The 25,326-nt window shown below is 60.7% G+C and carries 21 protein-coding genes; 17 read left to right on the top strand and 4 right to left on the bottom strand.

Annotated elements, in window-relative coordinates:
- Window positions 1-210 precede the first annotated feature (210 nt).
- Window positions 211-1,086: a hypothetical protein gene (locus Q0I65_RS07300; protein ID WP_296061778.1), complete on the bottom strand. Its 876-nt coding sequence runs from the start codon at window positions 1,084-1,086 to the stop codon at window positions 211-213.
- A gap of 466 nt (window positions 1,087-1,552) precedes the next feature.
- On the opposite strand from Q0I65_RS07300, the gene Q0I65_RS07295 reads away from it, so the two are divergent.
- The 4 genes from Q0I65_RS07295 (at window position 1,553) to Q0I65_RS07280 (ending at window position 6,365) form a co-directional block, all read left to right on the top strand.
- Window positions 1,553-2,293, top strand: coding sequence for a hypothetical protein (locus Q0I65_RS07295; RefSeq protein ID WP_296061775.1), 741 nt, complete (start codon window positions 1,553-1,555; stop codon window positions 2,291-2,293).
- Window positions 2,294-2,393: 100 nt separating this feature from the next.
- Window positions 2,394-4,811 (top strand): bifunctional (p)ppGpp synthetase/guanosine-3',5'-bis(diphosphate) 3'-pyrophosphohydrolase, encoded by a 2,418-nt coding sequence (locus Q0I65_RS07290; protein WP_296061773.1) that lies wholly within the window; start codon window positions 2,394-2,396, stop codon window positions 4,809-4,811.
- An 81-nt stretch (window positions 4,812-4,892) separates the two neighbouring features.
- The gene (locus Q0I65_RS07285) at window positions 4,893-5,555 is read left to right on the top strand and encodes an MBL fold metallo-hydrolase (protein WP_296061771.1); all 663 of its coding nucleotides are present in this window, start codon (window positions 4,893-4,895) and stop codon (window positions 5,553-5,555) included.
- A 177-nt stretch (window positions 5,556-5,732) separates the two neighbouring features.
- On the top strand, window positions 5,733-6,365 hold the full coding sequence (locus Q0I65_RS07280) for a DUF47 family protein (protein ID WP_296061769.1): 633 nt from the start codon (window positions 5,733-5,735) through the stop codon (window positions 6,363-6,365).
- Between the two features lie 186 nt (window positions 6,366-6,551).
- Here Q0I65_RS07280 and Q0I65_RS07275 read toward each other — a convergent pair whose 3' ends face one another.
- Window positions 6,552-6,812, bottom strand: coding sequence for a hypothetical protein (locus tag Q0I65_RS07275; protein ID WP_296061766.1), 261 nt, complete (start codon window positions 6,810-6,812; stop codon window positions 6,552-6,554).
- Window positions 6,813-7,045: 233 nt separating this feature from the next.
- On the opposite strand from Q0I65_RS07275, the gene Q0I65_RS07270 reads away from it, so the two are divergent.
- Window positions 7,046-7,273, top strand: coding sequence for a hypothetical protein (locus Q0I65_RS07270; RefSeq protein ID WP_158049324.1), 228 nt, complete (start codon window positions 7,046-7,048; stop codon window positions 7,271-7,273).
- 306 nt (window positions 7,274-7,579) lie between these two features.
- Here Q0I65_RS07270 and Q0I65_RS07265 read toward each other — a convergent pair whose 3' ends face one another.
- The gene (locus Q0I65_RS07265) at window positions 7,580-8,539 is read right to left on the bottom strand and encodes a LysR family transcriptional regulator (protein ID WP_296061762.1); all 960 of its coding nucleotides are present in this window, start codon (window positions 8,537-8,539) and stop codon (window positions 7,580-7,582) included.
- Window positions 8,540-8,913: 374 nt separating this feature from the next.
- Here Q0I65_RS07265 and Q0I65_RS07260 point away from each other — a divergent pair, with 374 nt between their 5' ends.
- From Q0I65_RS07260 to Q0I65_RS07245, 4 genes are all read left to right on the top strand, one after another.
- Window positions 8,914-11,526, top strand: a complete 2,613-nt coding sequence (locus Q0I65_RS07260) for a molybdopterin-dependent oxidoreductase (protein WP_296061760.1) — start codon at window positions 8,914-8,916, stop codon at window positions 11,524-11,526.
- A gap of 3 nt (window positions 11,527-11,529) precedes the next feature.
- On the top strand, window positions 11,530-12,339 hold the full coding sequence (locus tag Q0I65_RS07255; RefSeq protein WP_296061758.1) for a 4Fe-4S dicluster domain-containing protein: 810 nt from the start codon (window positions 11,530-11,532) through the stop codon (window positions 12,337-12,339).
- Window positions 12,340-12,419: 80 nt separating this feature from the next.
- Complete coding sequence (locus tag Q0I65_RS07250) at window positions 12,420-13,838, top strand: SLC13 family permease (protein WP_296061755.1); 1,419 nt, start codon at window positions 12,420-12,422, stop codon at window positions 13,836-13,838.
- A 100-nt stretch (window positions 13,839-13,938) separates the two neighbouring features.
- Window positions 13,939-15,363: an SLC13 family permease gene (locus tag Q0I65_RS07245; protein WP_158049329.1), complete on the top strand. Its 1,425-nt coding sequence runs from the start codon at window positions 13,939-13,941 to the stop codon at window positions 15,361-15,363.
- Window positions 15,364-15,479: 116 nt separating this feature from the next.
- Here Q0I65_RS07245 and Q0I65_RS07240 read toward each other — a convergent pair whose 3' ends face one another.
- A complete protein-coding gene (locus tag Q0I65_RS07240) occupies window positions 15,480-16,436 on the bottom strand; it encodes a zinc dependent phospholipase C family protein (protein WP_296061752.1) in 957 nt (318 codons plus the stop codon).
- Between the two features lie 175 nt (window positions 16,437-16,611).
- Between Q0I65_RS07240 and Q0I65_RS07235 the strand changes: the two genes are divergently transcribed.
- From Q0I65_RS07235 to Q0I65_RS07200, 8 genes are all read left to right on the top strand, one after another.
- Window positions 16,612-17,853, top strand: coding sequence for an MFS transporter (locus tag Q0I65_RS07235; RefSeq protein ID WP_296061749.1), 1,242 nt, complete (start codon window positions 16,612-16,614; stop codon window positions 17,851-17,853).
- A 228-nt stretch (window positions 17,854-18,081) separates the two neighbouring features.
- Entirely contained in the window at window positions 18,082-19,359 is a 1,278-nt protein-coding gene (locus Q0I65_RS07230; RefSeq protein ID WP_296061748.1) for an aspartate kinase, read from the top strand.
- Between the two features lie 10 nt (window positions 19,360-19,369).
- The gene (locus Q0I65_RS07225) at window positions 19,370-20,425 is read left to right on the top strand and encodes an aspartate-semialdehyde dehydrogenase (protein WP_296061745.1); all 1,056 of its coding nucleotides are present in this window, start codon (window positions 19,370-19,372) and stop codon (window positions 20,423-20,425) included.
- A gap of 331 nt (window positions 20,426-20,756) precedes the next feature.
- The gene (locus Q0I65_RS07220; RefSeq protein WP_296061739.1) at window positions 20,757-21,518 is read left to right on the top strand and encodes a TlyA family RNA methyltransferase; all 762 of its coding nucleotides are present in this window, start codon (window positions 20,757-20,759) and stop codon (window positions 21,516-21,518) included.
- A 139-nt stretch (window positions 21,519-21,657) separates the two neighbouring features.
- Complete coding sequence (locus Q0I65_RS07215) at window positions 21,658-22,188, top strand: nitroreductase family protein (RefSeq protein ID WP_296061736.1); 531 nt, start codon at window positions 21,658-21,660, stop codon at window positions 22,186-22,188.
- Window positions 22,189-22,444: 256 nt separating this feature from the next.
- Window positions 22,445-23,266 carry an MBL fold metallo-hydrolase gene (locus Q0I65_RS07210; RefSeq protein ID WP_296061734.1) on the top strand — a complete coding sequence of 274 codons (822 nt, stop codon included), beginning with the start codon at window positions 22,445-22,447 and terminating at the stop codon, window positions 23,264-23,266.
- 65 nt (window positions 23,267-23,331) lie between these two features.
- Entirely contained in the window at window positions 23,332-25,011 is a 1,680-nt protein-coding gene (gene ettA, locus Q0I65_RS07205) for an energy-dependent translational throttle protein EttA (protein ID WP_296061732.1), read from the top strand.
- 7 nt (window positions 25,012-25,018) lie between these two features.
- Window positions 25,019-25,303, top strand: a complete 285-nt coding sequence (locus Q0I65_RS07200) for a hypothetical protein (protein ID WP_296061728.1) — start codon at window positions 25,019-25,021, stop codon at window positions 25,301-25,303.
- Window positions 25,304-25,326: the final 23 nt, after the last annotated feature.

The raw sequence follows: 25,326 nt of genomic DNA, 5'->3' as shown, positions 1-25,326 counted from the left end.
TACGAGTGGGTGATCGACTGCGACTGCGCGCGCCTCGAGCAGCGTGTGTCCGGGCCCATCACCCCGCAGATGAAGCCGCTGCATCTGCGGTAGTGGTGTGTGGCGTGCGATGGCGAATGGCGGTGCGCCATTGGGACTGGTGCGAGGAAGGCAGCGGTAGCTCTTGCCTGCGATTTCGCCTTTGCTAGGCGCGGAACTTACGGGCTCGCGCTAGCCTGCGAGCCCCGCGTCCCGGTAGATCCCCTTCGCCTCGTCGACCCCCGCGTCGATTATCGGGTCGACCTTAGAGAGCTCGGACTCCAACTCGTCGTCGGAGAGCCCCGCGCCCTCCAGGTAGCCGCGCAGGACCACGTCGCGGATGGCCTGGCGGCTGAGGTCTATCATCAGCACGGGGTCGGCCCCGTTGAGCCCGAAGACCCATTCGGCGTAGTCGCCTTGGCTGATCTCCCCTACGAAGGCTCCGTCCCCGTTTTCCTCGTCTCCCGACGGACCGTACACGCTGTCGAGCCAGAGGGTCTTCGAATCGACGTCGTAGACCCAGATGGCGCTATATCTATCGAAGGAGGCAGGATTGCTTCCCGGGGGATATCCCCCGAGCCCCTCCTGGGAGAAGCCCATCCAGAGCACGACGCACCTCTGTGGGTACTTCTCCGAGTGCCCCGTCTCGCCCCCGTCCTCGATGTACCACGACAAGGACTCCACCCTGCCGTCGCTTACGGTGAGCCCGTCCTGGTAGCCGAACAGGTAGACGTAGTTGTTGTAGAACGGCGCGAGCGCGTCCTTCCCCTGGTACCCATACAGGGAGTACGCCCCCTCGATGCAGATACGGGGCCTGTCGTTCCTGTACGCGCTCAGGGCCGACGCCAGGACGGTCGGGCTGAGGTGGCCTTGCTCCCACAGGGCGTCGCAAGAACGCGAGTCGAGCGTGCTGTAGTACAGCTCGTCGAGGGCGTTGTCGGCTCGCGTCGCGGCGTAGGCCCTGCTCAGGAGGAGCCACGCGAGCACTGCGAGCAGCACCGCCACGACAAAGTTGCGCATGCACCGCAGCGTCCTTGCGGGGTCGTACTCCCTCTCCCTCTTTCCCATGGCCTACCCCCTCCTAGGGCTCGCCTGCCTCCCCGACAAGTATCCTGTAGAAGCGGTACGTGTCGGCGTAGCCTTCTTAATTCCAATCATATTTAGCGAATGGTTTGACTGCAAATCCAAGGCCAGTTCGATGTTAAAAATCCCGAGAAAAGAATATTCCTAACAAAGAATATCCATGTTAATCTATCGCTGATAACGATGCCTTACGTTCAAGATGCCGTTATGTTTCGCACTTTCCCTATGAACTGGGTGCGCGCATCTTTTTCGTACGATGACTAAAATGGCCTTTCGGCACGATATTAGGAGGCGCATAGAAATGAACATTCGAACGAAGCAGGGTTTGCGTCTTTCCGTCCTGGCCGCCTTTTCGTCTGTCGCTCTTGTGTGTGCTGCGGCGTTGTCGGGGTGCGGGTCTCAGCCACCACGAGGCGCTTCCTCTGTCGAGGTTTCCCATTCCCAGACTGATGTGCTGCAATCGAAGGAAGCCGTTCTTCATGTAAGCGCTTCAAGCGCAGAGTGCACCTTTGAATCGTTGCGTGATGACTCGGATCTCGTTGCTTCGGGCCGTTATCTGGGGAAATCGGACCCCTTCCTCGTGATTCCTGTTGTCGGAGGCATCGATTCAGCGATGTACTATACGGACTATTATTTCGCGGTCGAGGATGTTTTCAAAGGCGACGTCTTGGTCGATGATTCTGCCTCGTCGCGCGGGGATTCCGTCATATCCGTTCGCATGAAGGGCGGCGTAGGCGACCGGGTTGCCGTCGTGAACGATAATGCTCCAGAATTAGAGGAAGGCGCCGACTATCTGCTTTTTCTCTACCGGGTCCTCGACGGGCTCGATGGGAATACGGAAGGGAATCACTACTATTCTTTTGGCGACAAGTTGGGCATTTGGGAAAAGGGCGCTTCGGGGGTCTTTTCCAATAGCGAGATCGGGAGCGTTGATTCTTCATCGCTTGCCGTTATGCCTGTAAGCGACGCGGTTCCGGCATCTGAGCAAAATCTTCAATCGGAAGATGCGATGATAGAGGATGTTCGAAACCTCTTTGCGGCTGGGAAGATAGATGAAAAGATGCTCAGCGCATATGAAGAGCTCTACAACGCCTCGCGCAACGGCTTCGCTACCATTGCGACCGACGACGAGGTTGCTGCGTTCGAGGAGGCAATGGTTGCATCGTCGACGGCGCACTCTCAAAGCTCCTGATGCCCTGATGCGTGTGTTTGCGTAAGCGTCTCTTTTCTCTTTGACGAATCGAGTAGAATGAAATCACTACGATTTAGTTTCAAGGGAAAGGAGGACTGACATGAGCACCAACGGCCGCAACGGCGGCGATGACGAGATAATGCTCGGCGAGTCGCTCAAGTCGTCTTCCGAAAAGCAGACGGTTGATGATGTCATGCTCGGGCGCGCGTACACGCCCGAGAAATCGTTTTCGGTGGCGCCTCGTCCCACCGAGGTGGGGGAGCTTCACTCGACGGAAACCCCGGAAGAGCGCTTCGTCGAGCTGCAGCGCCTGACCAACGGCTACCTGACTGACGACGAGCGCGACATGCTCGAGCGCGCGTTCCGCTTCGCCGATGCGGCACACAAGGGCGTCACGCGCAAATCGGGCGAGCCCTATATCATCCATCCGGTTGAGGTCGCCATCATCCTGGCGGACTTGCGCATGGACGGCGAGACGCTGTGCGCCGCGCTTCTTCACGACACGATCGAGGACACCGACGTCACCTACCAGGACGTGGCAACCGAATTCAACGATAACGTGGCCGCGCTCGTCGACGGCGTCACCAAGATCACGCGCATCGAGGTGGAAAGCCTGTCGGACAAGCAGGCGGCCACCATCCGCAAGATGTTCGTCGCCATGAGCAAAGACATCCGTGTCATCGTGATCAAGCTGGCAGACCGTCTGCACAACATGCGCACGCTCTCGGCGCTCAAGGAGGACCGCCGCATCTTCAAGGCGCGCGAAACGCTCGAGATCTACGCCCCCATCGCGCACCGCCTGGGCATCAACTCGGTGAAGTGGGAGCTTGAGGACCTTTCCTTCTACTACCTCGAGCCCAACAAGTACAAGCAGGTCAGCCGCATGGTCACCGAGTCGCGCGCCGAGCGCGAGCAGTACCTGGGCGAAGTGATCGACACGCTGCACGACGAGATGAAGAAGGTCAACATCGTCTGCCAGATCATGGGCCGCCCGAAGCATCTGTACTCCATCTATCAGAAGATGGTGAACAAGGGCAAAGGCTTCTCCGAGATCTACGACCTCATCGCCGTGCGCATCATCGTGAAGTCGGTGAAGGATTGCTATTCGGCGTTAGGCGCGGTGCACACGCTGTGGCACCCGATGCCCGGGCGATTCAAAGACTACATCGCCATGCCGAAGTTCAACATGTACCAAAGCCTGCACACTACGGTCATCGGCCCAGCTGGCAGGCCGCTTGAGGTGCAGATTCGCACCGAGGAGATGCATCGTCAAAGCGAATACGGCGTGGCGGCGCACTGGCGTTACAAGGAGAAGGGCGAGAAGGCCGACGCCGCGCTCGACCAGCAGCTGGCATGGCTGCGCCAGATGGTCGACTGGCAGGACGAGACGCAGGACTCGCGCGAGTTCCTGAAGGACCTAAAGGTCGACCTAGCGCCGACCGAGGTGTTCGTGTTCACCCCGAAAGGCGAGGTCATGAGCCTGCGGGCGGGCTCCACGCCGGTCGATTTCGCCTACGCCATCCACACCGAGGTGGGCAACCATTGTGTGGGCGCGAAGGTGAACGGCGCCATCGTGCCGCTGACCTACGAGCTGCAGCTGGGCGACCGCGTGGAAATCCTCACGCAGAAGAGCGCCACGCCTTCACGCGACTGGCTGAACATCGTGAAGACGCCCTCGGCGCGCAACAAGATTCGCGGGTTCTTCAGCAAGGCGAGCCGCTCGGACGATTTGCAGATAGGCCGAGATCGCCTGACACGTGAGATGAAGAAGCACGGCATCGGCATCTCGAGCGCCAACTCGATGCGTGCGATTAAGACGATTTCCGAGCATATGGGTTACAAAAGCCCTGATGACATGCTTGTGAACATCGGCACGGGGAAGGAAAGCCCGCAGCATGTGGGCAATCGCCTGCTAAAGCTGCTCGTCGACGACGGGAACGAGGAATCGCGGGCCGGCGCGCTCGGGCAATCCGAGACGAGCCCCGGTGTCATGCCTCCCATGATCACGAGCGTGGTCTCGCCGAAGCGCCGCGAAGCGCACAGCTCGAACGGCATCGTCGTGAAGGGCGTCGATGACGTGCTCGTACGTCTGTCGCGCTGCTGCAATCCGGTGCCGGGCGACAAGATTTTGGGCTTCGTGACGCGCGGCCGCGGCGTGTCGGTGCATCGCGCCGATTGTCCGAACGCCGAGGAGCTCATGAAGCACCCCGAGCGCATCATCGAGGTGGAGTGGGAGAAATCCGCGCCGTCGAGCACGTCCTACAAGGTGGAGATCTACATCGAGGCAATCGACCGTTTGAACCTGTTGCGCGACGTTACGGTGGTCCTCTCCGACATGGGTGCGAACGTGCTGTCCTGCAACACCATCTCGCACCGCGACGGCATGGTCGAGATGCGCTTTTTGTTCCAGGTGTCGGATATTTCGCTCATCGACGCGGTGCAACGCAAGCTGCTCGGGCTCGAGGGCGTGTTCGACGCTCATCGCATGCTTCCCGGGCAAGGGGGGAAGAAGAAGTAACGGTCGTTCGTCCGCGGGTGCGGCGGGTGCATTTCGCGCTGGGGCCAGCAGGCGGACCGCTCTTATCGAAAGGTTGTGGCAATGTCTCTTCGAGTGGTGAAAAAAACGTGCGTTGACGTGTGCTTTCTCGTGCAGGGAATGCTCGAGAACAACGTGTACTTCATTTCGGATGGCGAGGCGACGATGGTGGTCGACCCGTCGTCGGACGCGGAGGCGATCGTGCGCGCGCTCGGCGGGCGCGAGCTTGACGCGATCGTGCTGACGCACTGCCATTCCGATCATGTGGGCGCAGCGGCCGACTTGCGCCGTCTGACGGGCGCGACGGTGATCGCGTCGAAGATTGACGCCCCTGAAATCTGCGGGGAGAAGTCCCTCTCCCGCGACAACTGGAAGTTCAAGACCTGCCCGATCGATTTCCGCGCCGAGGACGGCGATGTCGTGGAAATCGGCAATATGGCGTGGAAAGTGATGCTAACCCCTGGTCATACCAAAGGTGGCATGTGCTGGTACCTCGTGCCGCAGTTCGGCAACCACGAGGACGGCGCACCTGTCCTCATTTCGGGCGACACGCTGTTCGAAGGGTCTGTGGGGCGCACCGATTTCGAGGGAGGAAGCACGAAGGAGATGCGCGCATCGCTTCGCAAGCTAGCGTTTCTGCCCGACGAGACGATCGTCCTTCCCGGGCACGGCAGGCAGACCACCGTCGGTGCCGAGCGGAGCCGCACCTTTGCGCAGTGGGCGTAAGAGCCTGCCGATTGCGCCGCTGCGGGGCTTTCTGATATCGTCTGCGGCAATTCGGGCTAATAGCGTTGAGAACTAAGTAAAGAACACGTTAAACTCTGGGCGTTTGAGCGTCAGCGCGACCCCTTCCCGAGGCTCGCGTTCTTCTGGTCAATTCGCTTAGCGAAAAGGAGTCGATGAATGGGCAAGAGGCACCATAAGTACGACTATTTCAGCGCGTTCGAGGACCTCTCGGAGCTTGCGGTCGATGAGGCAGACCTGCTCATCAAGGCCATCGAGGAATTCACCACAGCCGATGCGCTCAAGGAAACGATGGAGAAGGCACACGCCATCGAGCACAAAGGCGACGACATCAACCACGACATCTTCCGCAACGTGGCGACCGATTTCATCACGCCAATCGACCGCGAGGACATCATCGGCCTCGCCCAGGCGCTCGACACGATCATCGACGAGCTTGAAGAGGTCATCCAGCGCTTCTACATGTACGACGTACACTTCATGCACAAGGATGCGCTCGAGTTCGCGCAGCTTCTGAAGAAGGAATGCAAGGCGCTCAACAAAGCCATGGAGGACTTCCGCAACTTCAAGAAGTCCAAGAAGTTCAAGTCGCTCATCATCGAGGTGAACACCTACGAGGAAGAGGCCGACCAGCTGTTGATGCACGTCATCCGCGATTTGCACACCACTGACTGCGAGAACACTATGCGCGTGATGGTGTGGTCGCGCATCTTCGAGCACATGGAGAACTGCGCGGACGCGACCGAGCACGCCGCCGACTGCATGAGCACCATCCTGCTGAAGAACGTGTAACGCGCAGATAAAGCGCAGCGTGACGACGGCCGGCAAGGCGCAGGAAATACCGAAAGCGAACGGGGCCTCATCAGGAAACTGGGTCAGGCCCGATTTTGCCTCTTGACAATGTCCTGCTCATATTAGAGGGGGCCGGCGCATATGCCGACCCCCTCTTTCGATTCCAAGGCTTCTAACGATAAGCGCTTACGCCTGCTTGTACACGACGTAGGTGTTCTTCACCTGGCCGTTCGCATCGAACGCAGCGATCTCTTCGGTACTCTTAAATTCAAGGTCGTCGCCCTTGAAGCCGTAGTCGCTGTTGTTCATGGTGTACATGTAGCCGTAGATGATGCCGCCCTCGGCCTCGCCCTTGTCCTGCGCGTTAACGAGCTCCTGCGCAGCGGCCTTGCACTTATCGAGTTCCTTCGGGTTCCAGAGTCGGTCTCCACCCAGTGGTCCAAGCATTTCTGCCTCCTTGTCTCAAAGCTTGCACTGGCTTAATGATACGTTGTTCGCGCGCGCGATATGCCGAGGTCACATCAACGAAAGACAGAGCCGCTCCAACAAAAGCAGGGGCCGTTTCGCACGTTTTCGAACCCCCCAGATTTGTTGATGGCGGCCCAACGAGGGGCTGCTGTGCAACCGCCGCGCCGTCGCGTAATCTAGGTGCCAGCAAGAAACGAAAGGAGGAAAACGACATGTGCTTCAGACCAGCAACGGCAAATGCCAACACCGTTTCCTGCCCCATGTGCGGGCATGAGAACCCGATTTCCGCAACGCAGTGCGAAGAATGCGGGTTCGCGGTTTCCACCCCGGGCCACGCGCCCGCGGCTCCCGGCGCTCCTAAGGCTCCCGGCGCTCCCGGCGCCCCGAAAGCCCCTGGTGCTCCCAAGGCGCCCGCCGCGCCCAAGGCACCCCAGGCCTAAGTCTTATCGACAATCCCCCTTTTTATCCCTCCACAGCGCCCGACGTTTCCCCTCACGCGTCGGGCGCCTTTGTATTTGACGGGAAGGGCGAATTGGCGCAGAAGGCTTGGTCGCACGCTCGCTCGCGCATGGGCGATGCGAGTGCGATCCCCGCCCTTTAAGGCCCGCGACACTGCATTTTTCAAGCAATTGAACGGCACACGGCAGAAAATGTCCCGCGCTTCGCCGAGCAGGGGGTTACGCATGACAGAGCATGCTAAAGGGGCAGGTCATGCGTTCTCAAGCATTGCCATGCGGCCGAAGACCCTAGTCGCACAGGGTGAAAAGCCCCGTGTTCTCGTGCTTCAGATAGAAGCGGCGCAGAATGTCCATGAGTGTCTTGAACGCATCGTCTTCCAGGCTCGACTCCGCGCCCACGAAACCGATTTCCACGCCGTAGGGGCTGTCCATGTCGCGCAGCGCGAAATCCTCGCTTTCCTCCATGGTGAGCGTCGCGATGGCCGGCAGAAACGTCACCGCCGAATCGCTTTCCACCATACGGCGGCGAAGCGACCAATCGGCGCTCGAGAGCACGATGGCGTCGCGCCCGAAGCGGTTCGCGAGCAACGTGGAAAGCTCGGTGTTGGTGCACGCGATGCGCTTTTCCACGATATCGGCATCGGTTAGCTTTTCCTTTTTCGCCACGTCGCATTTCACGTTCACGAGCACCTTGTCGTAGGTGCGCAGAAACGGCCGATACTGAAATCCCGCCTTCTCCAAATCGTTGATGCCGTCGAGGCTGGAACCGTGGTTTTGACGAAAGAAGCACACCAGCCCGATCGTGGGCACGGGGTCGCTCACTTCGGCGCTCATCAGAAGGTCGTAGCGGATCTGCATGTTCTGGCATTCCCTGAAATGTATGGCATCCGATGCGATGACGTAATCTTTCGCCTCGCGCGTCAGAAACGCCAACATGGCGACGTTTTGGCATTCGAGCATGATTGACCGGCCCTCGTTCTGTTCCAGATGCGATTCGCTCGTGGCGAAATCGAGCAGGCGCGAATAGCTTTCGATGGTTCGGGAAATATAGGGTTCTATCTTCTCGCCCGCTTCGGAGAGCTCCAGCTTGTTGGAGAAACGCACCAGAAGCTGGCACCCAAGCTCCTTTTCGAGCTCGTTCATGGCGCGGCTCATCCCCTGCGGGGAAATGAAGTTCAGCTTCGCGGCGCGCGTGATCGACTTCGTCTTGGCAACGTCCATGAAATAGTACAGGTAATCGATGTTCATACTCGTCCCCCTCGATAGATTTCCCCCAGTACCCTTGTAGCAATTCTAAAACTTACTGTGCTTTTCGGCGTGTGTATTTTCTTCAAACAGTTTGCGAGCAACCTTTCAATGCGCAGGAAAACCGCCCACCGACCTTGGGAAACCCACGCCTCAACATCTCGTTGAGCTAGCCCGCCCGAACGATGGGCCGCCTTGCCCCCACGAAAACGGGAAGCGGGTCAACGAGCCGATGTTTTTCTTCCGCCCGCGCGCTCCATACACTGCATCGCAGGGGGATCACCGAGCCGCAGGGCTCGAGCTCATCACTCGCCGCATCCGCGAGCGTCCGCGCACGGCATGCGGCTTCTGCAAGAAACGACGAAAGTAGGAGGAGCATGAAGACATCGGATAAAACCATCTACAAGAACATGTCGCTGTGTTCTTTCGGCAACGGCGCCAACCTGACCGCCGTTGACTCGAAAGACGGCAAAGTTGTTCGTATGCGTCCGGTGCACTACGACGAGCATTACACCAAAGAGGACCTGAACTACTGGACGATCAACGCGAAGGGCCACACCTTCGAGCCGGGCATGAAGACGCTGAACTCCCCGTTCACCTTCATCTACAAGACCCGCACCTATTCGCCCAACCGCATCCCCTTCCCGCTCAAGCGCGTGGACTGGGATCCCAACGGCGAGCGCAACCCGCAAAACCGCGGCAAGTCCAAGTTCGAGCGTATCAGCTGGGACGAGGCCACCGACATCATCGCGTCGGAGATCAAGCGCATCGACGAAACCTACGGCCGCAACTCCATCTTCTGCCAGGGCGACGGCCACGGCGAGACCGGTTCGATCCACGGCCCGCACGGCACCATGGCGAACCTTCTGGACATGACGGGCGGCCTCACCATGCAGGCCCGCCAGCCAGACAGCTGGGAAGGCTGGTACTGGGGCGCCAAGCACGCCTGGGGCAACGAGCCTTTGGGCCAGAACACCCATCAGCACAACCTGTTCAAGGACATCTCCGAGAATTCCGACGCGCTTCTGTTCTGGGGCTGCGACCCTGAGACCACGCCGTGGGGCTGGTCGGGCCAGCAGGCGTCGCGTTTGTGTTTCTGGTTCACCGAAATCGGCGTGAAGCAGATCCACATCGCGCCGGACGTGAACTACGCCAACGCCGTGCACTCCGACATGTGGATCCCGATTCTGCCCAACACCGACGCGGCCATGCAGCTCGCCATCGCGTACGTGTGGATGACGGAGGGCACCTACGACACCGAGTACGTGAAGACGCACACCGACGGCTTCGACTGGTTCGAGTACTACGTGCTCGGCAACGAGGACGGCGTTCCCAAGACGCCGGAATGGGCCGAGGAGAAGTGCCACGTGCCGGCTTACCGCATCAAGGCGCTCGCGCGCTACTGGGCCAAGCACAACGTGTCTATCGGCCACTGCAACGGCGGCAGCTACATCCGCTCGTGCTATTCGCATGAGCCCGCGCGCCTGGAGGTGTACCTGCTCGCTATGCAAGCAGTGGGCAAACCGGGCCGCAACCAGGTGAAATTCATCGAATGGGCCCTTATCGGCATGGACTCGTTCAACCCGCTGCCCCCGGGACACTTCCTTCCCGAGGTTCGCGCGTGCTACCACGGCTCGGTTTTGGGCGAGCTTCCCGCGTCGTTCATTCCGAAGACGTTGGTGCCGCAGTGCATCACCGTTAAGGAAGGAGAGAAGGTGGAATGGTACGGCCACACCACGAGCCGCCACCACCGCACCGACCAGTTCAGGCACTTCCAGTTCCCGCAGGACGGCGACCACGGCATCAAGATGATCTGGTCCGACTCTCCCTGCTGGTCCACCTGCTGGAACGGTGGCAACGAGTTCCAGGACGCGCTTACCAACCCCAACCTGGAGTTCTTCTTGGTCGAGCATCCGTGGATGGAAAACGACACGCTGTTCGCCGATATGATCTTGCCGATTTCCACCACGCTCGAGCTGGACGACTTCGGCGTTGACACCTATTCGGGCCAGTTCAACTCCGTCATCTGGGAAGAGCATGCGTGCGACCACCAGTACGAGTCGCTTTCCGACTACGAGGCCGTCGTCGAGGTTGCCAAGAAGCTGGAGAAGTTCGGCGGCATCTACGAGGACTGCGCGAGCCACCTGACCGGCGACATGACCGTCGAGGAATGGCAGGAAATCGGCTACCGCGGTTCCGGCATCCCCGAAGACGAGCAGGACCTCGAGCTGATCAAGAAGCAGGGCTACCAGATGCTCCCCACCCGCGAGGGCTGGGACAAAGAGCCCGCCGGCATGATCGAGTTCTACGAGGACCCCGACAACAACCCGATGGAAACGCCCACCGGCAAGATCGAGTTCTACTCCACCGGCCTTGCGAACTTCTTCCCCGACGACCCCGAGCGTCAGCCCGTGGCGAAGTGGATCGAGGAATCCGAGTCGCACCACGAGCGCATCAGCTGCGAGCGCGCGAAGGACTACCCGTTCCTTCTGGTGTCCAACCACCCGCGTTGGCGCATCCACGCCAACTTCGACGACTGCCCGTGGACTCGCGAAATCGAGACCTGCAAGGTTGTCGGCGAGGACGGCTACGCCTACGAGCCCGTGTGGATCAACCCGGTGGACGCTGAGAAGCTCGGCATCAAGAGCGGCGACATCGTGGAGGTCTTCAACGAGCGCGGCACCGTGCTCGGCGGCGCGTACGTGTCCGAGCGCATCATCCCGGGCGCGGTTCTGCAAGACCACGGCGCGGAAACCGACCCCATCGTGAGCGGTGTGGGCGGCATCGACCGCGGCGGCGCGAACAACCTGATCGCCCCGAGCAACACCTCTTCGAAGAACGCCGCAGGCGAAGTGACCGGCGGTTATCTGGTCGGCGTGCGCAAGTGCGACATCAACGCGCTCAAGGAGAAGTACCCCGAGGCGTTCGACACGCAGTACTACACGGCCGAAACCGGCACGAACGTTTACGACTACCTGCAGGAGGCATAGACGATGAAAACCATTCTGTTCGATGCGAGCCTGTGCAACGGCTGCTACGGTTGCCAGATGGCCTGCAAAGACGAGCACTGCGGCAACGACTGGAGCCCCATAGCCGCCGAGCAGCCCACGAGCGGCCAGTTCTGGTGCAAGGTCAACCAGGAAACCCGCGGCAAGGTGCCCGAGGTGAAGGTGCAGTACACGCCCGTCATGTGCGGCCATTGCGAAAACGCAGCGTGCATGAACGCGGCGAAGGACGGCGCTGTGTACCGTCGCGAGGACGGCCTCATCATCATCGACCCGGAGAAGTCCAAGGGCCAAAAGCAGATCGTCGACGCGTGCCCGGCGGGCGCAATCTACTGGAACGACAAGCTGGAGATCCCGCAGAAGTGCACGGGATGCGCGCATCTGCTCGATGACGGTTGGACGGTTCCGCGCTGCGTGGACGTGTGCGCAACGGGCGCCCTTACCTACATCGACGAGGAGGACGTGCCGGAAGGCGCAACGCCCATGCCCGTCGCCGAAGGCGCTCACCCGCACGTGTACTACATCAACATTCCGAAGAAGTGGGTGTACGGCGTGCTCGTGGACCGCACGATTAACGAGGTCATCATAGGTGCGGAGGTGAAACTGCACAGCGCCGACGGCGAGGTTGTGGCCACGCTTTCCACCGACGAGTTCGGCGAGTTCCGCTTCAAAGAGCTCGAAGACGCGCCCTACACCGTCACCGCTTCGGTGGAAGGCTACGAGGACATCGAGCTTTCGGCCGACACGACCGCGGAAGACGTCGTTTTGGGCGACATCTTCCTGAAGTCAGTGGCCTAAGCGATACCCAGGGGATTTGCCCGCAGCGTCTGACTTGTTAAGATGCTGCGGGCTCATCAAGTTGAGAAGGAAGGGAAAACATGGCTGAATCAGTCAAAAAGAACAAGGTGCTGTTCAAATGGGCCTGGATAGTCGTCGCTATCGTGTTGATCCTCGTAGGCCAGTTCGGGCCGCTTTGGTCGCCTGATCTGTCCCGCGAGGGCCAATCGGCGATCATGGTGCTTCTGGCTGCCGTCGTCATGTGGGCGACCGAGGCTTTGCCTTTGCCCATCACCTCGCTCGTGATGGTCGCGCTCTGCGGGTTCTTGGGAATCGCGACGTACAAGGAGATATGGGCCGCAACGTTCACGAGCTCGCTGTGGATGTTCGTCGGCATCTTCGGCTTCACCACGTTTCTGGGCGTCTCCACGTTCCCTCAGCGTTTGATCGCGATGGTGGTGCGCATGACCAAGGGCAACATCAACCTGGTCATCTTGGGCTTCATGGTCATCTCCGCCATCATTTCCACTGTTATGTCCAACATAGCGCTCACCGCTATTATGATGGGATTCGCGGCCTCGCTTCTGCGCGCCGCTGGCGCTGAAAAGGGCAAGTCCAACATGGGCCGCTGTCTGGCGCTCGCCATTCCGTTCGCCGTCATGTTCGGCGGCTGCCTGCTTCCTTCCGGCACGCCGATCAACGTCGTGGTTTTGGGCCTTGCCGAAAGCGCGTGCGGCGTTACCATCACGTTCGCCGAATGGTTCGGCTACACCATCATTCCCGTGGCGCTTTCGCTTGTGGCCTGTTGGTTCATCCTCATCAAGGTGTACAAGCCCGAGCCGCTTTCCGATGAGACGGTGAAGAAGTTCCTGGACGAGGTTTCCGCTTTGCCGCCCATGGACTTCAAGGAGAAGTTCAACATCGGCGTTCTGGTCGTGGCTTTGGTGTGCTGGATCGCAAGCTCGTGGCTGCCTATCCTGAACACCACGTTCGTCGCTCTGTTCGCGCTCGGCCTTCTGTTCCTGCCGGGCACGTCCATGATCACCTCCAAGCAGTACCGCTCCGAAAGCCCGTGGGACATCCTGCTCATGATGGCTTCCATCAACGGCATCGTTGCTGCCATGTCGGCCGCAGGCTCGGTCGCTTGGATCGTGAACATGCTTCTGGGCGTCACCTCCGGCATGAGCTTCTTCGCGCTGTTCATGGTGATCAGCGTGGTGCTCGCCATCATCCACAACTTCTTCCCCTCTGGCCCCGGCCTGGCAGCGCTCGTCACCGCCCCGGTCATCGGCCTTGTGGGAGCTGTTGGCGGCAACTACACCGCGACCATCGTCATGCTGGCTCTATGGTGCGCGCTGTGCTTCCTGGTTCCGCTCGATTCTGTGCTTCTGGTTTCGTATGCGGGCGGCTACTACAAGTTCAACGAGATGTGGAAGGGCGGCCTGCCCGTCACCGTCGCCACGATGGTGTTCTTCAGCGCCGTTCTGCTCATCCTGCCGCCGATGCTCGGCGCCGCGTAAGCTCGCACAACGTATTAACCCTCGCCGTCGCGTGAAAGCCGACGGCGAGGGTTTTCTCACTCAAGGGGAAACAAGGATAAGCTGAGCACTAGGGGGTAGCATGGCTCAAGCGTTGAAGCCCGCGGGTTTGAGGCCGCGGAGCATCCTGTTCATCATCATCGCGGCGATCGTCATCGCTGTGACCGCACTGGCTCCGGCCACGCCGGGGCTCACCTACGAAGGACGCATGGTGCTGGGTATTTTGGCCGCCGGCATCCTTTTGTGGATCACCGAATCGCTGCCGCTTCCGGCAACGGCGCTGCTCATTTTGATCATGATGCCCATCATGGGGGTGTGCACGTTCGACGAGGCGTACAAGAACGCCATGGGATCGACGGTGTTCTTCCTTATGGGCACGTTCGCCTTCACGGTCGCGCTCGATGCGACGACGCTTCCCACCCGCATCGCGGCCTTCGTGCTGAAATGGTCGGGTACGAACACGAACAAGATGCTCCTCGGGTTCATGTGCGCGACGGCGTTCCTGTCTTTTTTCATGTCCGACGTGGCCGCATGCGGCGTGTTCATTTCCGTTGGCAAGCGCCTGCTCGAGCTGAACCACGCCGAGAAGCTGAAGTCGCCCATGGGCAAGGCCATGATGATCGCCATTCCGTGGGCAAGCTACGCCGGCGGCTGCGCGGTTATGACGGGCAACGGCTGCAATGTTGTCACCGTGGGGCTGTTCTCGTCGCTGTTCGGCGTGAACATGAGCTTCGTGGAATGGTCGATGATCGGCCTTCCGTTCTGCATTATCATGCTGTTCGCTTCGTGGTTCGTGATCACGCGCTTCTTCAAGCCCGAAGAGATTTCGCAGGAATCCATCGACGCCACCATGGCCGAGGTTTCCGGCATGGGCAAGATCACGCGGCCTGAAATTGCCACCATCGTGATCATCGCGCTGGCCATGGTGTTTTGGATCCTAAGTTCGTGGATCAGCGTGCTGAACACCGCCATGATTGCCATCTGCGCGGTGGTGGCGCTTTCGGTGCCGGGTTGCTCCACGCTGCAGTTCAAGGAGCTTGTTTCGCGCATGAACTGGGGCGTTCTGGTTATGATCATGTGCATTTTGTCGGTTGCGCATTTCGTGGTTGCCACAGGTGCCGGCGACTGGATCGTGAACGCCGTTGTGGGCGCGCTTCCCGAAAGCTGGAAGGTGCCCGTGGTGGTGCTCGCCGTGCTGTCGACCATCGGCGCGATCGTGCACAACATCGTGCCCGTGGGGCCGGCGGTTGCGAGCATTCTGGCGTACCCGTTCGGCGTTATCGCGGGAGACTTCGGCATCGGCATGTACTGCATGCTGATGGTGGTAGCGTGGCAGGCGTCGCTCGCCTACATTCTGCCACTCGACTGCGTGCCGATCCTCACCTATTCGACTGGGTATTACCGCTTCGCCGACATGGCGAAGATCGGCTGGATCCCGACGCTTTTGATAATCGCGCTAACCTGCACGCTTCTGCCGGCGCTCTGCAGCCTGTGGGGCTTCGCGTAAGGGAAGCGTATAGGGAATCGAGCTGCGCGCGGGCCGAAGGGGGCCGCGCGACAAGAAGGGCCGTACGCTTGTGAGGCCCCGATTTTTCGAGAAGGCAGATTGTCGCACTCGCGCCCTTACTCCACCGCGAGCAGCTTCGCCTCGACGGGCTCGCCGGAGAAATTGAGGTCGCGCGTGATGGCGCGCGCCGTCTCCGCGTTGAAGCCGTCGGCGTCGAACAGCAAGCTCACCTCGTCGAAACGCTGCTGCGCCTTCTCGTAGCGGTCCCAGAAGCTGTCGGCCGATTTCTCATGCGTGAAGGGGTTCTCCCAGGCGGCGTGCTCGCGGTTGTCGTACGCGCACGTCTCCGCCAGGATCGCGCGGTGGCTCATCGCGCGGTAGAACGAGTACGGGCGCACCAGCTCCTCGATGCGCGCGATGGCCTCGCGCTTCACGCCAGAGCCCGAATGGAAGAGATGCTGCACCAGGCGGAAGCAGCGCACCGCGTCGCCGAACGCGTTGCGCGGGATGATCTTGCCGAACACGGAGAACGCCATGTTCGCGTACAAAAGCGAAACGATGCGCAGCATGCGATCGGAACCCTTGAGGATGTTCACGGCTGGGTTGAACGTCGCCACCGTTTCGCCGCGCTTCACGGTGAGCACCATCTCGTCGTACTCGCTTTCGATAACCGCGTGCACCTCGCTGCCGTCCGCGCGCGAAAGACCCGGCTCGCCCGCATCGCACAGCTGGAACTCGTGGAAGTACACGAGCGGGTGCATGGTCGAGTCGAGCACGTAGTGGCCCAAGAACCCGAGCGCATAGGCGCGTCCGACGGAGCGGTCCGCCTCATCGAGTGCGTCGATCGCCTGTTTGAAAGCGACGAGTATCTCGTTCGGCTTCTCCTTGTGCATGATGTTCCCGAGCCGATGGACCGACGAGAGCAGGGGATTGGTAACGGAATAGAACAGCGGGTCGGGCCCTTGGTTTCCCAAGAGGAAGGCCTCGGCCTCGTCCTTCGTTCCGCCGATGGAGGAGAAATGACGCGCGTAGGCGTCCTGTCCGAACGTGTCGTGCGTGATGATTGCCGGCATAGTCTGAACTCCATCCTTTGAGCCCCTGACGGGAATTTTACTGTCGCTAAGTAAAGCATCATATACAATGATGAGCGGCTTGTTAACGTCCCCCATGCGTCTTTGCGTACGTTTTACATAGGCCGCCATGACGCGTGAGCAGGGATTTTCCGAACTTTGAGTGAAAGGCGTTGCGTTGTCGCGCACCCATATGACGAAACCCGAGCGCAGCTGGGTCCTCTACGACGTGGGCAATTCCGCCTACGTGCTTCTTGCATCGACGCTTATCCCCATCTACTTCTCAGCGATTGCCGACCCGAACTCTTCTGCGGTTGTGGCCTGGGGCTACGCCTCGACGGTGGCTTCGCTTGTGCTGGCGTTGCTCATGCCGTTCCTCGGCAGCCTCGCCGACCTGAAGGGCAACAAGAAGAAGTTTCTCGCCGGCACCATCGGCACGGGCGCGGTGACGCTCGCCGTGATGGGCATTCCCTCCGACGCGATGGTGTTCCTTGTGATCTACGTGGTGTCGTCGGTCATGTTGAACGCGTCGCTCGTGTTCTACGACGCCTTCCTCGTGGACGCTGCATCGAGCGAGGAGCGCTACGATGAGGTGTCGTCGCAGGGGTACGCCTGGGGATATATCGGGTCGTGCGTGCCGTTCATCATCTGCTTGGTGCTCGTGCTGTTCGGCGAGAACTTTGGGATCGGGCAGCTTGACGGCATCCGCATCTCGTTCGTCATCACGGCGGTGTGGTGGCTCGCGTTCAGCGTTCCCATCTGGCGCGACGTGCGCCAGACGCACTACAAGCCGCGCGAGGAGCATCTGTTCAAGAACACGATTGCGGGCCTTGTGGGAACGTGCAAGAAGATTTTCCACGACCGCAGGCTCATGATGTTCATGCTGGCGTTTTTCTTCTACATCGACGGCGTGCACACGATCATCGCGATGTCTACGAGCTACGGCACCGACTTGGGCATCAGCTCGACGAGCCTTGTGCTGGCGCTTTTGGTCACGCAGTTCGTGGCATTCCCCTCGGCGATTGCCTACGGGCGCCTTGCGGGGCGTTTCGGCACGAAGAAGATGCTGCTCATCGCCGTGTTCGCGTACTTTTTGATCACGCTGTTCGCGGCGTTCTTCCTGCGCAGCGCTGCCGAGTTCTGGGTGCTCGCGATCTGCGTCGGCCTGTTCCAAGGCGGCATCCAGGCGCTCTCGCGCAGCGAGTTCGGCAAGCTCATCCCCAAGGAGCACGCCAACGAGTATTACGGCTTCTTCGACATTTTCGGCAAGTACGCGACCATCATGGGCACGTTGCTCGTGAGCGTGTTCACCCAGGTGACGGGTTCGAGCTCGGTCGGCGTCCTTTCCGTGGCGGTGCTGTTCATCGTCGGCTTCGTGCTGCTTTTGAAGATGCCCGAGGGCACGACTGCAGGAGAGTAGAAGCCTGGGCGCCGCTTGCGGGACGTGGCCAGCGTGCGGCGTGCGAGCCGCCGGGGCTTCGAGCGTACGCCGCCCTGCTCGCAGCTCGGGACCGCACGCTTCCCCCGCGCGACGTGCGGCTTGGTGTACTCGGCATGGAAAATCGCTCGCTCGTGTACGGCTCGGGAGTGTATCCCGAGCCGTTTGGTATAGTGGCGCAAAGGTTTCCCTTTCAAAAGAAAGATCGAGATGTCGTTAGTCGTATGCAAATTCGGGGGGACGTCGGTCGCGTCGCCCGAGCGTATCAAGATGGTCGCGAACAAGCTCATTGCCAAGAAGAAGGCGGGCGACGATGTGGTCGCCGTCGTCTCGGCGATGGGAAAAACGACCGATGAGCTGGTAGGACTTGCAAACGCGCTCAACACGAACCCTCCAGCGCGCGAGCTTGACCGCCTCCTTTCGACCGGCGAGCAGGTGTCGATGACGCTTCTGGCCATGGCACTCGAGGCGCAGGGCTATCACGCCATGAGCTTCACGGGCCGCCAGGCGGGCATCCGCACGGACGGGACGCACAACAAGGCGAAGATCGTCAGCGTGCGATCCGACCGCATCATGGAGACGGTCGACAAGGGCATCATCCCCGTGATCGCGGGCTTTCAGGGCATCGACGACAACGATGACATGACCACGCTCGGCCGCGGCGGTTCCGACACGACGGCAGTGGCTGTGGCCTGGGGAATCAATGCCGACGTGTGCGAGATCTATTCCGATGTCGAAGGCGTCTTCACCGCCGATCCGCGCGTGTGCCCGCGCGCTAAGAAGCTCGACCAGATTTCCTACGACGACATGCTCGAACTCGCTGGCGCGGGCGCCGGCGTGCTCCAGATGCGCGCCGTCGAGTTCGCCCGCAAATGGAACGTCGTCATCCATTCCCGTTCGGCGTTTTCCGACGCCGAGGGCACGTATATCAAGGAGGCTCCCGACATGGAGGAAGCGGTAATCACCGGCATTGCGCACGACACGTCCGAGGTCAAGGTCACGATTCGCGGCGTTCCCGATATGTCGGGCGTGGCGGCGAAGCTGTTCAGCGCCCTGGCATCCAACCAGGTCAGCGTCGACATGATCATCCAGAACGTGTCGGAGTCGGGCATCACCGACATCAGCTTCACCTGCCCGGGCGGCGATCTGCCGCGCGCCCGCGAGACCGTCGAGCGCATCGTGCCGACCATCAACGCGCGCACCTACATAGTCGACGAGGACATCGCGAAGGTGAGCCTGGTGGGCACTGGCATGAAGTCCTCGCCGGGCGTTGCCGCGAAGGCGTTCGAGACGTTGGGCCAAAACGACATCAACATTCTGGCTATCTCCACGAGCCCGATTCGCCTGTCCGTGGTGGTCGATGCCGCGCAGGCCGCTCAGGCGGTCCAGTGCCTGCACTCCGCCTTCGGCCTGGATTCCGACAGCGTGTTCGTGGAAACCCAGCTTTCGGCGGAAGAAATCGCCGCCAAGATGAACAAGGGCCGATAGGGAGGTAAACATGGCTTGGACGAAGGTTATCCCTGCTCATCCGGTTGTCGCTGTTGCCGGTGCGACGGGCGCTGTGGGAAATGAGTTCCTGAAGGTCTTGCATGACCTGGACTTCCCTGCAAGCGAGGTGCGCGCGCTCGCGTCTGCGCGCTCGGCTGGCAAGAAGCTTCCCTTCGAGGGCTGCGGCGACGTTCCCGCAGGTGAGCTCACTGTGCAGGAAATGACCCCCGAGTCGTTCGAGGGCGTCGACATTGCGCTGTTCTCCGCAGGCTCCGACGTTTCCAAGGCGATGCGTGAAGCCGTGGTTGCCGCGGGCGCCGTCATGATCGACAACTCGAGCGCGTTCCGCATGGACGAGGACGTGCCCCTGGTGGTTCCCGAGGTGAACCCGGGCGACGTGTCGTGGCACTCGGGCGTCATCGCCAACCCGAACTGCTCGACCATCCAGATGGTCGTTGCCCTGAAACCTCTCTATGACCTGGCGAAAATTACCCGTGTCGTCGTTTCGACCTATCAGGCGGCAAGCGGCGCCGGCGCACCCGCCATGGCCGAGCTCTACGACCAGACGCGCGAGTTTCTGGGCGGCACGCCCGACGACGAGCTCACGGTGTCGGCGTTCCAGCATCGCATTGCTTTCAACTGCATCCCGCACATCGACAAGTTCCTCGACGACGACTCCACGAAGGAAGAGTGGAAGATGGTTGCCGAGACGAAGAAGATCATGGGCGATGCGGGTGTGAAGGTTGCCGCTACCTGTGTACGCGTTCCCGTGCTGCGCTGCCACGGCGAGTCCGTGAACGTGGAGTTCGCCGCCGACGTGACGCCCGAGGCTGCCCGAGAGGCTCTCGCTGCAGCGCCCGGTGTCACCGTGATGGACGACCCCGCGAACAATGTGTACCCGATGCCCGGCCTGCTCGCGGGCACGAATGACACCTACGTTGGGCGCATTCGCCGCGACGACACGGTCGACCATGGCCTGTCGATGTGGGTTGTTGCCGACCAGATCCGCAAGGGCGCTGCGCTCAACGCCGTGCAGATCGCGCAGCTTTTGCTTCCGAAGGATTAACGGTGGATTGTCCGGCCGAGCGTCGGGCCAGGATGGTATACTGAACGCGTGCAAGGTGGCTCGCCGCTGCTACGGCAGCTACCCCGTTGGCAAGTTTTGAGCTTGTGGGAGTAGCCGTTTCCCGTCTTAGCGGGGGCGGCTACTTCACTTTCTTAAGCGTAACGAAAGCTCGATAACCGCTATCACAACCAGACAGAATGTGAACAATTCCGTATAGGTAACCATGAGCAACCTCCTAATGGGATAGGGGGTAGCCCGCCACCTTGCACGAGTGTAGTGTATCATAGAAAAACGAACTTGTGTTCGTGTATTGAGCCTGTATAATGTCCCCATGACGAAAAAGCCGAAAAAGATACGCCTTGACGAACTCCTTGTTGAACAGGGAGTTTTTCCTGACGCAGGCACGGTTTTGCGCGCTGTGCTCGCGCATGAGGTGAAGGTGGACGACGTGTACGTCGCGAGTGCCGCGGTGAAGGTGGCGCCCGATGCGGAAATCGTTGTGCGTGGGCGCAAGCAGTTCGTTTCGCGCGGAGGGCATAAGCTGCAGGGCGCGCTCGATGCGTTCGAGCAGGACGTGCAGGGGCTGAACTGCATCGACGTCGGGTCGTCGACGGGCGGCTTCACCGATTGCCTTTTGCAGGCGGGCGCTGCGCATGTGGCGTGCGTCGACGTGAACTACGGTCAGCTCGCTTGGAAGATTCGCACCGACGAGCGCGTGAGCGTGTTCGAGCGCACGAACATCAAGCTTGCCGATCCGGGGGAATTGGGCGCGCCGTTCGACCTGATCGTGTGCGATGTGAGCTTCATCGGGCTTGCCGTGCTGGCTCCCGCTTTCGCGCGCCTGTCGCGTCCAGCGACCGAAAGCGCGCCGGCGAGCGTGTTCTTAGGTCTGGTCAAGCCCCAATTCGAGTCCCGCCACGACGAGACGGACCACGGCATCGTGCGCGACGAGGCTGTGCGCGCTCGCACGGTGGAAGAGGTCAGCTGCGCCTTTAAGCGCGAAGGTTTCGAGGTGACGGGCACCATCGAGTCGCCGATCAAAGGCGCGGAAGGGAACGTGGAATACCTCGTCCGCGCAGTCTTTCGGGGCTGAGATACTGTTTTTCTTGGCGCGGCCTTCTCGCAGGGGAGCTTGTCGAGCCTCCTCTGTTCGCCCAGCTTCGCGCGCTCGGCTCGTCTGCCTTCAGGGTTATACTGTTCTCGGCAAATCGCAATCGATCGAAGGAGTCAGCATGAACGGGCAGGAATACCTCGACCTTCTGAAGGCGCGCTACTCGGTGCGTTCGTTTTCCGACGTGCAGTTGACCGACGCGGAGCTCGATGTGCTGCTTCAGGCGGCGCAGCTTTCTCCCACGGCGAAGAACTCGCAGCCGTTTCGCCTTTGCGTGGTGCAAAGCGCCGAAGGTCTTGCGAAGATTGACGAGGCGACACGCTGCCGCTACGGCGCGCCCACGGTAATCATCGGCGCCTACGATACCGACGTGTCAGCGAAAGGGCTCGGCTATGAAACGGGCGACTTCGGCGACATCGACACGTCGATCGTCCTCACCAACATCGCGAACGCCGCGGCCGCCGAAAACCTAGGAAGTTGTTGGGTTGGGGCGTATGATTCTGCGATTATTCGAAAGAATTTCAATATCCCGAACAATTATGTGCTCGTAGACCTTATGATGGTAGGGCACAGTGCCGAGGATGCTGAACCGAGTCCTCGCCACGAGCAAACCGAACCGCTCGATACCTTGGTGGTTCGCGAAACGTTTTAACGAACCCGCGCGGGTTCAGCTGCATAGCCCTCACTCACGTCGCAACTGATGAAGGGCTGAAGGCGTCGCTTGCAAAGCGGCGCCTTCTTTTTTGGTGAGGCTTTTCGAAAGGATCGAAAGCCTCCTCCGGGAAGGGGTCGGGGTTATCCCGAAAGGCGCCGGGTCCGCTGGATGCGGCTTTCTGAGAGCGGATCTTCCTGGAGGGTTTCGGTTATTCTCGAAAGGCCTTGAAGGCATGAAGCGAAAGGGTTTTACCATGCGGTTGACGATGCTCGGCACCGGCCATGCGCTCGCAACGAAATGCTACAACGCGTGCTTCGCGCTGCAGGACGACGCGATGGGGAAGGCATCGGGCCGCACCTTCCTCATCGACGCGGGCGGCGGGAACGGCATCTTGACCCAGCTCGAGCGGGCGGGCATCGATTGGCATTCCATCCACGATTTGTTCGTCACCCATACCCACGTCGATCATCTGCTCGGGTCCGTTTGGATTCTCCGCGTGGTGTGCTACGGCATGGAGTGCGGTAACTATCAGGGGGAATTCCACTTCTGGGGAAACGATGAGGTCGTGGCGGCCGCCGATAAGCTGGCGCACATGCTCTTGCGTCCGAGCGAGTCGGCGTTCATCGGCAAGCGCGTGTTCCTTCATGCGGTCGAAGACGGCGACGCGGCGCAGGTTCTCGGGCGTCCCGCGACCTTCTTCGACATCCATTCGACCGGCTCGGCCAAGCAGTTCGGGCTCACGATGGAATACGCCCCGGGCAAGTTTTTCGCCTGCAGCGGAGATGAGCCGCTGACCAGCGAGAACTTCTCTCATGTCGAAGGGGCGACGTGGCTTGTCCACGAGGCCTACTGCCGCCACGCTGACATCGAGCGTTGCAATCCGCACCCGATTCACCATGGGACCGTGCGCGAGGCATGCGCGACGGCGGAGCATCTCAGTGTGGAGAACCTCGTGCTCTACCATACGGAAGATGACGACCTGGCGCATCGCAAGGAACGCTACGTCGCCGAAGGCCGCAGCGTGTACGGCGGCAACCTCCACGTGCCCGATGATTTGGAGGCATTCGAGCTGTAACGGACGTTTGCTTGATACAATAGGCCTCACGTATGCAATGACCAGGACAATAGGGAGTCTATCGAATGGCCGAATTCATTTACCAGATGTACAAGGCGCGCAAGGCGCACGGCGACAAGGTGATCTTGGACGACGTCACACTGTCGTTCTATCCCGGCGCGAAGATCGGCGTGGTCGGCCCGAACGGCATGGGCAAGTCCACGCTTTTGAAGCTGATGGCGGGCATGGAGGAGGTCTCCAACGGCGAGGCGCGCCTCACGCCCGGCTACACCGTGGGAATCCTTCAGCAGGAGCCGCCGCTCGATGAGGACAAGACGGTGCTTGAGAACATCGAGCTCGCGTTCGGCGACGTGAAGGCGAAGATTGATCGCTTCAACGAGATCGGCGGGCTCATGGCCGAGCCCGACGCCGACTTCGACGCGCTCATGGCGGAAATGGGCGAGCTGCAGGATGCTATCGACGCAGTTGACGGCTGGGATTTGGACAGCCAGCTCTCGCAGGCGATGGACGCGCTGCAGTGTCCCGACCCCGATATGCCGGTGAACGTGCTCTCCGGCGGCGAACGCAGGCGCGTGGCGCTCTGCCGCTTGCTGCTTGAGGCGCCTGACCTGCTGCTTTTGGACGAGCCGACGAACCACTTGGATGCCGAGTCCGTCCTGTGGCTCGAGCAGTTCCTCCACAAGTACCAAGGAGCGGTGCTCGCCGTCACGCACGACCGCTACTTCTTGGACAACGTCGCCGAGTGGATCTGCGAGGTCGACCGCGGGCATTTGTACCCTTACAAGGGCAATTACACCACGTACCTCGAGACGAAGGCTGCGCGCCTGGCGTCGCAGAAGCAGCGCGACGAGAAACTCGCGAAGCGCCTTTCCGAGGAACTCGAGTGGGTGCGCTCGTCCCCGAAGGCGCGCCAGGCGAAAAGCCGCGCACGTCTGGAGCGTTACGACCAGATGGTGGCCGAGGCCGCGCAGTCGAAGAAGGTTGACTTCACTGAGATCCACATTCCCGCAGGTCCGCGCCTTGGCGCGAACGTGCTCAAGGTGGACGGACTCTGCAAGAGCTTCGGCGATCGCGTGCTCATCGACAACCTGTCGTTCGAGTTGCCGCGCAACGGTATTGTGGGCGTGATCGGCCCGAACGGCGTGGGCAAGTCGACGCTCTTCAAGATGATCGTCGGCAAGGAGCAGCCGACCTCGGGTACGCTCGAGCTGGGCGAGACGGTGAAGCTCTCCTACGTCGATCAGGGGCGCGAGGGCATCGATCCCAAGAAGAACGTCTGGGAGGTGGTCTCTGACGGGCTCGACTACATGATGGTGTGCGAGACCGAGGTGCCGAGCCGCGCGTATGTGGCAAGCTTCGGCTTCAAAGGTTCTGATCAGCAGAAACCCGCCGGCGTTCTCTCGGGTGGCGAGCGCAATCGCCTGAATTTGGCGCTCACGCTGAAGCAGGGCGGCAACCTGCTGCTGCTCGACGAGCCCACAAACGACCTGGACGTTGAGACGCTTTCCAGTTTGGAAAAGGCGCTGCTCGAGTTCCCCGGATGCGCCGTTGTGACGAGCCACGACCGCATGTTCCTCGACCGCATCGCCACGCACATCCTCGCGTGGGAGGGCACCGACGAGAACCCGGGCAACTGGTTCTGGTTCGAGGGTAACTTCGACAGCTACCAGAAGAATCGCATCGAGCGCTTGGGCGAGGAGGCCTCGAAGCCGCATCGCCTCCATCGCAAGCTGACGCGGGACTAGTCAGGCGATGCTGAAGCCGATTGCAGCGCTGCGGGCGTGGTTCGACGGTTCGTGGGACGATGCGTGCCTGCGTTGCGGGATGTGCTGCTACGAGCGGGAAGTCGGTGAAGACGGCTTTGTCGGCATCGACTTCTCGGCGCCGTGCGAGTTTCTCGACGAGGACTCGCGGTTGTGCTGCGTGTACGATGAGCGCTTTACGCGATGCGAGCGCTGCCGCCGCTTGACGCCCGTAGCTGCATTGTTCGGAAAGCACCTACCCCCGACCTGCGGATATGTGCTGAGATTTCGATAAGATGGAAGCGGGGACTCCCTGCA

It is taken from the genome of uncultured Ellagibacter sp. (assembly GCF_934643285.1).
Classification (GTDB): domain Bacteria; phylum Actinomycetota; class Coriobacteriia; order Coriobacteriales; family Eggerthellaceae; genus Ellagibacter.
The sequence above is the reverse complement of the archived record's forward strand: the minus strand, read 5'-3'. Positions and strand labels throughout refer to the sequence as shown.

Bases quoted from the DNA above. Each gene is read 5' to 3' on its own strand.
- Q0I65_RS07285 (WP_296061771.1), top strand. From the start codon at position 4,893: ATGTCTCTTCGAGTGGTGAAAAAAACGTGCGTTGACGTGTGCTTTCTC.
- Q0I65_RS07275 (WP_296061766.1), bottom strand. From the start codon at position 6,812: ATGCTTGGACCACTGGGTGGAGACCGACTCTGGAACCCGAAGGAACTC.
- Q0I65_RS07250 (WP_296061755.1), top strand. From the start codon at position 12,420: ATGGCTGAATCAGTCAAAAAGAACAAGGTGCTGTTCAAATGGGCCTGG.
- Q0I65_RS07260 (WP_296061760.1), top strand. From the start codon at position 8,914: ATGAAGACATCGGATAAAACCATCTACAAGAACATGTCGCTGTGTTCT.
- Q0I65_RS07245 (WP_158049329.1), top strand. From the start codon at position 13,939: ATGGCTCAAGCGTTGAAGCCCGCGGGTTTGAGGCCGCGGAGCATCCTG.
- Q0I65_RS07200 (WP_296061728.1), top strand. From the start codon at position 25,019: ATGCTGAAGCCGATTGCAGCGCTGCGGGCGTGGTTCGACGGTTCGTGG.
- Q0I65_RS07265 (WP_296061762.1), bottom strand. From the start codon at position 8,539: ATGAACATCGATTACCTGTACTATTTCATGGACGTTGCCAAGACGAAG.
- Q0I65_RS07215 (WP_296061736.1), top strand. From the start codon at position 21,658: ATGAACGGGCAGGAATACCTCGACCTTCTGAAGGCGCGCTACTCGGTG.
- Q0I65_RS07240 (WP_296061752.1), bottom strand. From the start codon at position 16,436: ATGCCGGCAATCATCACGCACGACACGTTCGGACAGGACGCCTACGCG.
- Q0I65_RS07270 (WP_158049324.1), top strand. From the start codon at position 7,046: ATGTGCTTCAGACCAGCAACGGCAAATGCCAACACCGTTTCCTGCCCC.
- ettA (WP_296061732.1), top strand. From the start codon at position 23,332: ATGGCCGAATTCATTTACCAGATGTACAAGGCGCGCAAGGCGCACGGC.
- Q0I65_RS07280 (WP_296061769.1), top strand. From the start codon at position 5,733: ATGGGCAAGAGGCACCATAAGTACGACTATTTCAGCGCGTTCGAGGAC.
- Q0I65_RS07300 (WP_296061778.1), bottom strand. From the start codon at position 1,086: ATGGGAAAGAGGGAGAGGGAGTACGACCCCGCAAGGACGCTGCGGTGC.
- Q0I65_RS07230 (WP_296061748.1), top strand. From the start codon at position 18,082: ATGTCGTTAGTCGTATGCAAATTCGGGGGGACGTCGGTCGCGTCGCCC.
- Q0I65_RS07290 (WP_296061773.1), top strand. From the start codon at position 2,394: ATGAGCACCAACGGCCGCAACGGCGGCGATGACGAGATAATGCTCGGC.
- Q0I65_RS07220 (WP_296061739.1), top strand. From the start codon at position 20,757: ATGACGAAAAAGCCGAAAAAGATACGCCTTGACGAACTCCTTGTTGAA.
- Q0I65_RS07210 (WP_296061734.1), top strand. From the start codon at position 22,445: ATGCGGTTGACGATGCTCGGCACCGGCCATGCGCTCGCAACGAAATGC.
- Q0I65_RS07255 (WP_296061758.1), top strand. From the start codon at position 11,530: ATGAAAACCATTCTGTTCGATGCGAGCCTGTGCAACGGCTGCTACGGT.
- Q0I65_RS07225 (WP_296061745.1), top strand. From the start codon at position 19,370: ATGGCTTGGACGAAGGTTATCCCTGCTCATCCGGTTGTCGCTGTTGCC.